We start from the raw sequence: 13413 nt of genomic DNA, 5'->3' as shown, positions 1-13413 counted from the left end.
TTGTTTTATTTAAAATGCTACGTTCAATCCTACAGAAATGATTCGTGCTGGATTGTAAGAGTTACCTTCAGGTGTCCCTGCTAAATTGAACTGAGGATTCAACCCATCCCTTTTGCTCTTTAGGAACAAATTTTCACCTGATATGGAAAGCCTCAAATTGTCCACACCGAGCTGCTCCACAATATTATCACCGAAGCTATATCCAAGGTTGACATTTTTCAACGCCCAGAAAGAGGCATCGGTCAAGAACCTATCGGATTGCGTGCGGACCAAATCTGGGTTTCCACTTTCCAATCTGGGCACATCCGTTATATCTCCTGGTTGTCTCCAAGCCCTTAGGATATCCGGATGGTATGAATCTCCGAAATCCCCACTATGCATCATGGCAGAATAACCGTTGTCCAGAATCTTGCCGCCAATACCATAGGTAATTAGGAAGTCGAGCGAAAATCCTTTATAGCTCAAACTGTTCGCGACAGATCCCAAAAGATCGGGAATGGAGCTGTCACCTGTATAGGCCCTTTCAGTCTCCTCCCAGTCATTGGTGGTTTCTTGGACACCGTTCCCATCCAATACGGGAACACTGTTTCCATCATCATCCAACTCATACATCAGGAACAGCTGATCCCCGGTTTCGGGATCTACACCTGCGGTTCTCAATAGATAGAAATCAAATCGTGAACGTCCTTCTGCCCACCGTTTTGACCCATTGATGAAGGGATCGGGCAGACTGGTGATCTCGTTTTTAAACGTTGATGCCTGTAAGGTAACATCCCACCTAAAGTCATTCTGATTGACCAAATGTGTGGTAAGACCGATCTCAATACCTGAATTGTACATGTCCCCGATATTCGTTGGGACCGTATTCAAACCATTACTCAATGCGATGGGCAGGTCATAGAGCAGATCTGAGGAATTTCTCTTGTAGTATTCGACCGATCCATCCAAGAAATTATTGAACAATGTAAATTCCAATGCCACATCGAAACTCTCTATAGTCTCCCATTGCAGTGCAGAGTTGCCTATATCTGAATAGATGATTGCAGGGTTACCTGCATTGGAGGTCAAGGAATATCTGGGCTGGGATATGAAATAATCCACTGGGTCGCCCAGGGCATCGTTCCCCACTTCACCATAGGAGCCCCTAATCTTCAACTGGTCTATGAAGGATACATTGTCCATGAAGCTCTCCTGATCTATTCGCCAAGAGGCACCAACGGAATAAAAAGTACCCCATCTGGATTCCTTGCTGAACACGGACGAACCATCTCTTCTGGCAGAACCGCTTATATAGTATTTGTTATCAAAATTATAGTTGGCCCGCATAAAGTAGCCTTCCAAGGTCTTGTTCGTAGTGGAACCTCCCAAGCTTACAGGCGTGGCAAAGTTGTCAAACTCATAAATTCCTTCGGCAGTCTGGCTAATGGCCAACGAGTTGCTTCCAGAAAAAGTCCTTTCAAAGCTTTCATGTCCTGCCGTAATCTCCACATTGTGGATATCATTGAAACTCTTGGTATAGGTCAAGATCTGGTTGAAGTTTTCCACTTGTCTTCTAGATCTCCTTTCACTGTATCTTCCTGTGGGCTGGGCATCTCCAATAATGTTGTTCTCATACTCCTTTTCCAAGCCTTCATTGATATCTCGTCCGTAATTGATCCTGGCCCTAAGTCCATCAAAAATCTCAACCTCGGTAAAGAACCTGAAACCATAGGTATTGTCCCTGTCCCGTTCATCGTTCAACAAAAGTTCTTGCAACGCATGGCGACCCTGGCTATAGGGTCTTGAACCAATATTATATTCAGAGTAGCCTTCGCCATTATCAAACACCGGATTTCCTCCGGCATCAAGTACAAGGTTTCCCTGTAGGTCATTGACATAGACTGGATAAATGGAACCTATGTTCTTTGCAAAACCAAAGGGATTCACGATACTTCCCGTTCCAGCAGAACTTGGACCCACAGCTTCGGTAATGGTGACATTGGCGCTACCACCAATCTTGACACGGTCACTTACATCAAATTCCGCATTGAGACGGGTTGTCAAACGGTCAAATCCTGAGGTGACCACAAATCCCTCCTCATCCAAATAGGACGCTGAAAAGAAAACCGTATGGTCTTCACCCCCACCAGAAACATTCACATTATAGTTCTGCCTAACACCGGTCCGGTCCATGACATCGTACCAATCCAGACTCTGATAAATCACATTTGCATTGGGATTCAGTCGACCATCTGTACCTACAATTTGGTCGTTGGGCACATTAAATGGATTGTAGCCTAAACTATTGTAGATGTTTGCAGAAGCATAGGCAGCATCACCTCCGCCTGCACTGGAATTCTTCAAGGCTTCCCACATGGTTTCGTAATATTGACCGGGAGTAACCTCAGCATAGGCTGGAATACCTCTGGAAACCAGACCGTACTGCATGGAAGCATTTACTTTTATCCCTCCTTTTTTACCGCTCTTCGTCGTTATCATGACCACCCCGTTGGCAGCCCTTGAACCATAGAGCGATGTTGAGGCGGCATCCTTGAGAATGGTAAATGATTGGATATCCTCTTGGTTAATGGTGTTCAAATCTCCTTCATATTGGACACCATCCACTATAAACAGTGGATCCGATGAGCTATTTAATGTTCCCACACCTCGAATCACGATGCCCGGTGATGATCCTGGTTGGCCCGAAGCGGATGTGAACTGGACACCCGTAGCCCTACCTTCGATGGCGGCAATTGGTGACGTCACATTCCTTACTTCCAAGTCTGCGGCGCCTATCACACTTGCAGAACCTGTGAAAGCTTCTTTGGTACTGGTACCATACGCAGTCACGATTACTTCCTCCAAGGCTTGGGCATCCTCCTCAAGACTTACATTAATGACGGAGCGGTTTCCAACAGCCTGCTCAAAGGATCTATACCCCAAATACGAAAAGACCAACGTTTGTCCCGCAGTCGCAGATATGGAATAATTTCCATCAAAATCTGTCTGGACACCCGTTGTGGTGCCCTTTACGATAACATTTGCCCCTGGGAGGGGCATACCATCGGGAGCAGTGGTCACCGTTCCCGTAATTGTCTTGTTTTGTGCAAACGAGAATTGCACAAGTAACATAAATAGCAGTACTGGGACTGCATTCAGCCTTGTCTTCATTTGTTTGTTTTTGAATTAGTCAATTACGAAGTTGGCCTTTTCCATGGTATTCTCCAATAAAAAATGTTGGCAAAATTTTAACAATGAGTCAGTCAAAGGTTAAATACCATTTATAACATTGAAAATCAATTGGTTATTTTGTAATTTTAAAAGGTAAACTATTATCGGGGCTTACTTTACCCCATTGTCCACAACATTTTGAACCTCTTATTTCCTTAAATTGTTGACCATTCTAATTCATCATCAATCAAAAATGAGGCAAGTCTCCAGGCTTATTGTCCTGATTACCCTGCTATTGCATATAGGCAGCTTATGGGGAAAGACTCCTGAAGGTGTCAATTCAGCAGATATCCCGATCAGTTTTCAGGATTCATTGGATTGGGCGGATTATTATTTTAACATACATCGATACAAGAAAGCCATTCCCATCTACGAGAAAAATCTGGGGACAACGGATAAGGACCAACAGATCCATATTTTCAAAAAGCTGGCCTTGAGCGAAGCAGCAGAAGAAAACCCCGACAAGGCGGTATCCTATATTTATGATTATTTCAAGATCAATTTTCAACCAAACTTTCTAATGCATGAGGGTTTTGATGATATCAGGACCACGGAAAATTTCAAGAAAATATCCGGCACGGTACTGCCCAGGATCAACACTTGGTCCATTATCTATTTTTTTGTGGGCATCATAGGCTTCTATGTAATGTTCGTACTGTTAATCAACAAGAAAATAGATAAACAAGCCAGGAACCTTATAGCTTTTTTTGTTTTCATCCATTCCCTTTTCATTCTGAATATCTGCATAAACAACACCAATTATGTCTTTCAATTTCCACATACCTATTTGGTCTCCGCATGGTCAGCATTTCTGTATGGCCCTTTATTATACCTTTATTTTAGAAGGGTTTCCCGATCCAAGGATTTTTCCTTGAAGGACCTTTGGCATTTTTTGCCCACTCTTATTTTGGTCATATACCTGTTGATAGAGGTGTATTCCCTTTCCGGCACACAAAAAGTGAGCCTTATGCTAGAAAGGCTCCAGGGAGGTCTAAATCCTGGGGATTCAGCAAAACTTTTACCATTGGTCACCTTAAAAGCCATTTCATTGGCCGTTTACGCCTATTTTGTACATCTCACCATTTCCAAAAGCAATGGCGAGTTGACCAAAAGAACACGGATTTGGCAAAGAAACATTTATAGGATCCATGTCGGTTACGTGGTTGCCTATATCCTTTTTGGGATTTTGATCATCATGGGGAAGAACAGTGGTTTTTTCTACCATGCCCCCATAGTCATGATGAGCTTGATGGTACTCTATGTAGGGTATGCCGCCAATGTACAACCTGATGTTTTCAGCGGCCTTTACGCATACACCAACCAATTGTTCCCAAAGTATGTGAAATCTGGCCTGACCGACAGCCTTTCAATGGAACTCAAGGAGGTCCTCCACGACCTATTCCACAACCAAAAGCTGTATCTGAGGAATGACATTAGCCTTGACATGGTGGCCGAAAAGTTGGATACCACCCGCCATAATGCCTCGCAGTTGATCAACGAGCATTTTGAAATGAACTTTCACGAATTCGTGAACACCTTTAGGATAAAGGAGGCCAAGAAACTTCTTGAAGAACAAAATGAACTCAACATCATCGACATTGCCTATGAAGTGGGCTTCAACAACAAAGTATCTTTTAACAAAGCCTTCAAAAAAGACACTGACCTTACGCCCAGCCAATACCTGAACAACATCCGTAAACAGTAAATTCTTATCGGGAACACCTCACAATATCACTTTTGAAAGTAACTAGTAATCATCAATCAAAAATTCATCAATCAAATGAAAAGGCTACTCCATCAAATCAAAATGAAGTATCTGGGCGAACAGGACAACAATATAATCGCGCTGGATGGACAACGGAAATATGAAAAGTCCGGACTCACAAGGGAACAGGCCCTCAAAATCAGGGTCATGATCACCAAGGCCTTTGATGAGGATAAAATCTATCGGAACAATGATATGGGGCTCGATGACCTTGCTGAGCACATCAAGCATAATAGGTATAAAGTATCACAGGTAATCAACACCTATTTCTCCAAAAACTTTTATTCTTTTTTGAGTGAGTATAGGATCAAGGAGGCGAAACGTTTATTGGCGTCCAATCCAAATCTAAGTGTAAAAGCCATCATGTATGAAGTAGGCTTCAACAGCAAAAACAGCTTTTATACCGCTTTCAAAAAAAGTACGGGAATCAGTCCAAACGGTTACCGGAATGCCTCCTTCAAGCATGAGGTGTATATGGCCTGAACGCCCAAAATTTGTGTTAAAACTAGTACTTGCCGTTTTAAAAGTACTCCTACGACAATAGTATTGGGTTGCTTTGTAGTAGACAAAAAACCAAGGCTGGGCGGCAAGTAGGACTTACTTCTAAAAAAACAAAATCCATTAAGTTTTGTTCAAATCTCAGGAGTCTGTTTGAATTAGCTATCATATTCCTTCCCCGCCCGCCTTTTTCTTAGATATCAATGCACGGAATGCCCGCTCCAAGGAGTGGGCATTCTTGTTTATAAAATGGTCCTCTTCTATCGGCAAGGGTAATCATGGATAAGGGTTACCTCAGAATTGTGTACAGCGGTCTATTTTAGATCCATGAAACAGCCCTGCTCATCTATTTCTTCAGAAACTTTAGCTCATTTTTTGAATTTTATTGAATTGTCACCTTTGTCCAGGGCTGTTCCAACCAAAGCAGATAAATACAATTTCTAATCCCATTAGCTTGAATCTCCACAAAGGGTAATTTCAAACAGGTTTTGGAAAAAATCATTGCAGACCTTTTCCTGAATCATCCGTACTTTTGTTGCTTGCTTTACTTCAAAACAACTTTGAGCTTGAACAACAATCTGGGACATACAAACAAAAAAGCCTTACTATCCCTCGCCATAGGCGGGTTTGGCATTGGACTTACGGAGTTTGTGATCATGGGCATTCTTCCGAACATTGCGGATTCCATGGACATTTCCATCTCCACATCGGGCCACTTCATTGCCATCTACGCACTGGGCGTTGTGATAGGAGCTCCCTTCATGGCGCGGTTGACCAATACCCTTACCCCAAAGAAATCACTCTTGTTCCTGATGCTCTGGTTTACGGTCTTCAATACCTTGTCCGCATTCTCGGGCAACTACTGGGTCATGCTCTTGTTCCGATTCTTGTCAGGTATGCCCCACGGCGCCTTCTTTGGTATCGGCGCAGTGGTGTCGGGCTACTTGGCCAAACCCGGAAAAGCAGCACAGGCCATGGCGATCATGTTCTCGGGGCTCACCATTGCCAATGTGATAGGGGTTCCACTTGGCACCTACATCGGTCAAGAGTGGCACTGGAGTTTCTCTTTTCTGTTGGTTGGAATATCCGGACTGGCCACATTGGCAAGTCTCTTCTTTTGGATGCCCAAGGATTCGTTTGACGAACTGGGAAGCCAAGAGGGCCAAACTGCCACACAAGGAATCAAGAACAAAAAATTATGGGCCCTGATAGCCTTGACCACTGTGGGCACAGGTGGCTTCTTCGCTTGGTACAGCTATATCGCCCCACTGGTCATTTCGGTCACAGGACTCCCTGAAACCAGTGTGAGCTATGTAATGATCGTGGCCGGATTGGGGATGTTCATCGGTAACTTTTTGGGGGCCAAAATGGTGGAGTTCTTCAGTCCCGTTAAATCCGTGGTCATCAGTTTGCTCAGCATGACCGCCGTTCTCGTCACCAATGCTATAATGGCAGAAAATGTCTATGCGATGTTCATTATCAGTTTTATGGTGGGGGTAATTACCTTCTCGGTCACTGCACCCATACAAACGGCTATCATCAAAGCCGCTAAAGGAGCGGAAAAACTGGGGTCTTCCATGAACCAAAGTGCCTTTAATATGGGCAACGCCTCAGGCGCCTATCTTGGTGGACTCCCCATGGTCTTTGGTCTCGGGGTGCCTTATTCCAGTATTGTAGGCGCCCTACTTGCATTGATGGGTGCTGGCATTGGAGCGGCCATCCTTTATTTCCAGAGATCCACCTCAAGACGGAAAAAGGAGAAGGCATTCTGCCCATAATACTTCCAATCCCTTTTATTCTTTCCTATTGACCTCATCGCCAAAAAAGTTGGGAACTCAAGTGTTGTGCTATTTTTTTATCTTCACAATCCATCAACTGACAACAAAAACTGACTGGATTGAGATCCCTTTTTACGTATTTTTTGGTATCCATTTGTTGGGGATTGCTCTCCCAGGAGCTCCCCCCCATCCAAAACTATACCCCAAAAGAGTACAACGGGGAGTACCAAAACTGGGGCATCTCCCAATCGCCCACAAGGAACATCTACATTGCCAACCATTCCAGCCTATTGGAGTTTGATGGGAACACCTGGTACAAATACAAATTACCATCCCCTGCCATTATTAGGTCAGTGAAGGCCATTGGCGACAAAATCTATACGGGTTCTTACCGGGAATTTGGCTTCTGGACCAAAGAAGAGACAGGGCAACTTTCATACACTTCGCTATCGGACAGATTGGATTCCCCTCTGTCGGAAGATGAGGAATTTTGGGACATCTTGGCTCTGGACCATTGGGTGCTGTTCCAATCCTTGGACAGGATCTACATCTATGATCTTATGGAGGATAGCTTCAAGATACTGGAGGCCAACTCGGCCAAGGCAAAATTACATTTGATCAAGGACAAGGTCTATTTTCAAAGGGCCAAACAAGGATTGTTCACCATTGCCAACGGTGAAGCCGTCTTGGTTGACAACGATCCGGTACTTGCCAACGTTGCCATTATCGGTCTTTATGAACGGAACGGCGACCTTCTGATCCTAACGGAGGATGCCAAGTTTTACGAATACGATTTTGAAACACTCACACCTTGGCAGACGGATATGGACGGCATGGCCGTAAAACTGTACAGCAGCATCAAACTGGACGACGGTACTTTTGTGCTCGGCAGCATTTCGAATGGCTTTTATCACTTATCCAAAGAAGGAAAACAGATACGGAACATTAATCAGGCCAAGGGGCTCAACAACAACACCGTACTTTCCCTTTTTGAGGACATGGACCATAATCTATGGCTTGGCCTGGACAATGGTGCCAGCGTCATCAATCTATATTCCCCTTTCAACGAATATGTGGACAAATTGGGCAAGATCGGGTTGGTCTATGCCGCCATGCGCCACAACAACCGGATGTACTTGGGCACCAATCAAGGGCTTTTTTCAAGAAGGACCGATATCTCCGATGAATTCAAACTGGTAACCGGCACGGAAGGTCAGGTCTGGAGCCTCCAATTGGTGGACTCCACCATTTTCTGCGGACACAACAGCGGTACTTTTGTGGTGGAAGAAGGTCGAGCGGAACTCGTATCCGATTTTAGGGGTACTTGGGCCGTAAAACCCCTGAAACATGACCAAAACTTTATTCTACAGGGAAACTACAATGGACTCAGTGTTCTGGAAAAGAAAATGGGAACTTGGTCATTGCGCAATGTCGTGGAGGGGTTTACCATTTCCAGTCGCTTTTTTGAAATAGATTCCCTCACAGTCATGGTCAACCATGAACAAAAAGGGCTATATCAAATTAAACTGGACCCCGACCTCCAACGTGTAACAAACATGACGAACGTGGAACCCATTGGGCACAGTTCCAACATATTTAGGTTCAAGGACCGATTATACCACAAAACCAATACAGGCATCTATTTGCTAGAGGACCATCTGAAGGACATTTCCATGGACAGCTCCATGACACAGATGGTATTCAAGGAAAATGAAAGTCCCATCAGCATCATTATTCCCGATATTTCAGGACAAAAACTATGGTTCTTTACCGATAATGGGATAAAATACATCACCCATAACACTCTCAGCGGAAAACTAAGCGACACCAACATTCCCATGCCCAGCACACTGAGAAGCAATTTGGGTGTATCGGGTTTTGAGAACATTTCCATGATTGCCGAGAACGAGTACCTCATCGGAAGCTCGAACGGCTACGTGTCGCTCAATCTGGATAAGGTGACATCGATTACGAACAGTATCAAGATCAACACGGTTTACTATGGCGATTACCGAGATGCATCCACCAAAGCACCTCTCCAACTGACCGGGGAATTCAAATATTCCGACAACAACCTCATTTTCGAGTACAGCGTCCCTGAGTTTGACAAATATACCGAAGTAAGGTACCAACATAGACTGGAAGGTCTTTACAATGATTGGAGCGATTGGTCCGACATCCCAGAAACCACTTTTAAGAACTTACCTTTTGGAGAATACACGTTCAGCGTCAGGGCCATGGTGGGAAACAGCCTCACCGAAAATGTGGCCTCCTACAGCTTTTCAGTCTTGCGCCCTTGGTACCTTTCCAATTTGGCCATATTTACTTATGTGTTGGGCCTTGCCCTACTGTTTATTCTCATTCATAGGATCTATAAAAGATACTATCGGAAAAAACAGGAGTTCCTCATCAAAAAGAACCAGAAAGAACTGGAGCGACGAAAACTAGAGGAAAAAGAACGGATTTCCCAAATATTGAACGAAAAGCTCCAAGACGAGATTGACAACAAGAGTAGGGAACTGGCCATATCCACCATGAGTATCCTTAAGAAGAACAAATTTCTTTCCTCTTTGAAATCACAGTTGAACAATATTCCCAATAAGGATGGAAACATCAAATCCGTGCTCAGGGAGATAGACAGGAACATCAACAGTGAAGACGATTGGAAGTTTTTTGAGGATGCCTTCAACAATGCGGACAAGGACTTTCTGAAAAGGATCAAGACAAAGCACGACAGCCTGACCAATAACGACCTCCGACTCTGCGCCTATCTTAGGCTGAACCTTTCGTCCAAGGAAATAGCCCCGCTCCTCAACATATCCGTAAAAAGTGTTGAAATGAAACGCTATAGGCTACGCAAAAAGTTCGACCTCCCTCACGAGGATAATCTCATAGACTACATTTTAAACTTCTGAGGCAACACTACTTTGTCATGGCATCACTCTACAAATGCCAAAATTACCTCTACATTGACCCTACAATAGTGTTTTCAATGCATATTCATCTTGCCTTTTAGAGCTCATTCCAATTTTTCAAATATTTCCAAATCCATATATTTTAAAGGGTTTTTCTAACAAATATTCAAAATAGTCTGTATTAAATTATTAATGTAGGTTTTATATAGAGGCACATCCTTTGTTAAGAATACGTTAAGCCATGTACTTTTACTTTCAAACTAAATTACTCAAAATGAGATATGGCATTGTAAAATTGCTGGTGCTCCTATGCACTGCTTATGGATTTTCTCAAACAAAGACCATTACAGGAACGGTATCTGACAACACAGGCCCCATGCCCGGGGTCAATGTCCTCATCAAAGGTACCACCAATGGCGTTGTGACCGATTTTGATGGAATGTTCAACATTGATGGTGTCTCAAACAGCGATGTCCTTGTATTCAGTTACATTGGATTTGTAACGCAGGAAATTCCGGTGGGCGCGCAGGATGTCATCAACATCATCCTACAGGAGGATACCCAAGCCCTGGACGAAGTAATCGTTGTGGGGTATGGTACCCAAAAGAAAAGTAACGTCATTGGTTCCGTGACCAGCGTTGAAATTGAGGAGGCCACCAATGTTCCCACCACCAACGTTTCCGAAATGTTGAGAGGCAGGGCGGCAGGTGTCCAGGTCAATCTGGGCGATGCCCGGCCCGGTGGCGGTTCCAATATTGTCATTCGTGGCAATGTGTCTGTTGCACCGAACGGCAACTCGCCCTTGATCATTGTGGACGGTCTGCCTTTTGACAACCTAAACGATGTGGCCCCGGATGATATCGCCAATATTGAGATTTTAAAGGATGCATCATCCACCGCCATTTACGGATCTAGGGCATCCAATGGTGTCATCTTGGTCACCACCAAAACAGGTCGTACGGGAAAGGCAACCATAGATTACCATGGGTATACCACCATTCAGACACTGACCAAGAACTTTAACCAGTATGATGGTCAACAGTTCATCGACCTCAGAAGAGAGGCCAACAGGAATCGGTTCACGGGGGATTACCTCAACGACGAGAACATCTTCTCGCCTTTTGAACTGGAAGCTATAGAAAACCGCAATTTTGTGGATTGGGAAGACCTCGTACTTCGCGATGCAGTCATCCAGAGCCATTCCCTAAGCTTTTCTTCGGGAACCGAGAAAACCAAGATCTTCTCCAGTGTCAACTATTTCACCCAAGAAGGAATTATACCAAATTCCAGTTTTGACAGGGGTACCTTCAAACTGAACATTGAGCAGCAGCTTACAGACAAATTGGTGTTCAGGGGGATCATCAACTACCAAAATGCAAACCAAGACAGGGAAACCGGCGGGTTGAACTTCACCACGATCACGCCTTTGGCGAAACCTTTCGATGAAGAAGGCGAGCTGGTAAAGTTCTATTTGGGCCCTTCCAACACAGCCGTGAACCCCTTGTGGGACCAAAGGGAATCCACCGATGAGACCAAGATCAACCTTACCGACATCAACCTCAGTTTGGTCTATAATTTCACACCTAACCTGAGCTATACCCTAAAGACCTTTCTGAGGAACAGGAACACCAACAGGGGCATTTACAGAAGCACCCTACACTCTGCTGGGGATGAGGGCATCGATGGGATCGCGGTGCTTTCCAACACCCTCTTCAAGCAGGTATTGGTGGAAAACATATTGAACTATACTCCGCAGATCCATGAAGACCACACACTGGACTTCACCGCTGTGCAGGCCTTTGACGAGCAGCGCAATGAGTACACCCAAATTGACAAGTCCGGTTTCACCAATGATGCATTGGGCTACAACGGCAATGCCACTACATTGCTCAACAACCCAAGGGATGTTTCCCAACGCAGGCTTCTTTCCTTTTTGGGAAGGGTACGTTATGGTTACTTGGATCGCTACCTATTGGAAGCCACTGCCCGGGCGGACGGTGCATCAGTTTTTGCGGAAAACAACAAATGGGGATTCTTCCCTGCGGTTTCCGTGGCCTGGAAGATGCAGAACGAGCCATTCCTTCAAAATGTTGATGCTATCAACGAATTGAAACTACGGGTCAGCTATGGTGCCACAGGAAATCAGGGCATCAACCCATTAGAATCCCTTGGGGTGGCGGACGATCTTCCCTATGTATTCGGTGACCAGACCGTTGGCGGTGCGACAGCGTCTTCCAGACTGCCCAATCCGAACCTAAAATGGGAGACTACCACTACCTTGAACACCGGTGTCGACTTTAGGTTGTTCAACAACCTTTTTGAAGGAACCTTTGAATATTACAAAGCCAACACCACCGACCTATTGCTGGATCGATCCATTGCCGGCACCACCGGTTTCAATGTGATACGTTTCAACGCGGGGGAACTACAGAACCAAGGTATCGAGGCATCGTTGACCACCAACATTTTCCGAAAGGAGAACTTTAGATGGTCCTTGGGACTTATCTTCTCCCGAAACAGGAACGAAGTGATCTCATTGACAGGTGAACTTGACGATGAGGGCAACCCCATCGACCTGACAGATACTTCAGGAAGAAGGTTGTCCATAGGCCAATCCATCAACAATATCTGGTTGCCCAAGTATGACGGGATCTATCAAGTGGGTGACGATATTGCCGGCTCTGGAAACCCATTGGCGCAGCCCGGAGACGTAAGGGTCATCGATCAAGATGGGAACGGCCAGATCGATGACAGGGACAATGTGTTCACCAACACCGATCCAGATTGGTATGGATCTATCACCAATACCATAAGCTACAAAAACTTTGACCTATTTGCCGATATCTACATCGTGGATGGGGCCACAAGGCTGAATCCCGTACTCGCCAATGGAGAATTGTGGAAAGGGGCCATCAATGGTATCAGGGCGAAATACTACACGCCCGAATATCCCTCAACAGAATACCCAAGGCCGAAACCGGACACACACTTGCATTTATTTTCCTTTGCGGTAAGGGACGCCTCCTATGTGCGCTTGAGGACCCTCACCTTGGGGTACAACATCCCGAGGGAAACTTTCTCGAAAATTGGGTTGCAAAGTGCCAAGCTCTATGTAACGGGGACCAATCTGTTCACTTTCACGGATTTCAGGTCGTACAGCCCTGAACAAAATCCAGTGAACGGAGGAGAAACTGCATTTCCCGAAACACGCAACATCACCCTTGGTGTCAAATTAGGATTCTAAAAA

At 44.9% G+C, this 13413-nt stretch carries 6 protein-coding genes; 5 read left to right on the top strand and 1 reads right to left on the bottom strand.

Going from position 1 to position 13413, the window contains the following annotated elements:
• Positions 1-9 precede the first annotated feature (9 nt).
• Positions 10-3150, bottom strand: a complete 3141-nt coding sequence (locus tag D2V93_RS14750; RefSeq protein ID WP_119619929.1) for a SusC/RagA family TonB-linked outer membrane protein — start codon at positions 3148-3150, stop codon at positions 10-12.
• A gap of 253 nt (positions 3151-3403) precedes the next feature.
• Between D2V93_RS14750 and D2V93_RS14745 the strand changes: the two genes are divergently transcribed.
• The 5 genes from D2V93_RS14745 to D2V93_RS14725 all read left to right on the top strand — a co-directional run bounded on the left by D2V93_RS14745 (position 3404) and on the right by D2V93_RS14725 (position 13410).
• Positions 3404-4915: a helix-turn-helix domain-containing protein gene (locus D2V93_RS14745; RefSeq protein ID WP_119619928.1), complete on the top strand. Its 1512-nt coding sequence runs from the start codon at positions 3404-3406 to the stop codon at positions 4913-4915.
• A gap of 75 nt (positions 4916-4990) precedes the next feature.
• Positions 4991-5458 (top strand): helix-turn-helix domain-containing protein, encoded by a 468-nt coding sequence (locus D2V93_RS14740; RefSeq protein ID WP_119619927.1) that lies wholly within the window; start codon positions 4991-4993, stop codon positions 5456-5458.
• 581 nt (positions 5459-6039) lie between these two features.
• Positions 6040-7251, top strand: coding sequence for an MFS transporter (locus D2V93_RS14735; protein ID WP_072876795.1), 1212 nt, complete (start codon positions 6040-6042; stop codon positions 7249-7251).
• 119 nt (positions 7252-7370) lie between these two features.
• On the top strand, positions 7371-10166 hold the full coding sequence (locus tag D2V93_RS14730) for a helix-turn-helix and ligand-binding sensor domain-containing protein (RefSeq protein ID WP_245978247.1): 2796 nt from the start codon (positions 7371-7373) through the stop codon (positions 10164-10166).
• Between the two features lie 274 nt (positions 10167-10440).
• Complete coding sequence (locus tag D2V93_RS14725; protein WP_119619925.1) at positions 10441-13410, top strand: SusC/RagA family TonB-linked outer membrane protein; 2970 nt, start codon at positions 10441-10443, stop codon at positions 13408-13410.
• Positions 13411-13413 lie beyond the last annotated feature (3 nt).

This window comes from Flagellimonas taeanensis, from assembly GCF_003584105.1.
In the GTDB taxonomy this organism is placed as follows: Bacteria; Bacteroidota; Bacteroidia; order Flavobacteriales; family Flavobacteriaceae; genus Flagellimonas; species Flagellimonas taeanensis.
The sequence above is the reverse complement of the archived record's forward strand: the minus strand, read 5'-3'. Positions and strand labels throughout refer to the sequence as shown.

Excerpts from the sequence above, each read along its gene's own strand:
- D2V93_RS14740 (WP_119619927.1), top strand. The coding sequence starts at position 4,991 with ATGAAAAGGCTACTCCATCAAATCAAAATGAAGTATCTGGGCGAACAG.
- D2V93_RS14750 (WP_119619929.1), bottom strand. The coding sequence starts at position 3,150 with ATGAAGACAAGGCTGAATGCAGTCCCAGTACTGCTATTTATGTTACTT.
- D2V93_RS14745 (WP_119619928.1), top strand. The coding sequence starts at position 3,404 with ATGAGGCAAGTCTCCAGGCTTATTGTCCTGATTACCCTGCTATTGCAT.
- D2V93_RS14725 (WP_119619925.1), top strand. The coding sequence starts at position 10,441 with ATGAGATATGGCATTGTAAAATTGCTGGTGCTCCTATGCACTGCTTAT.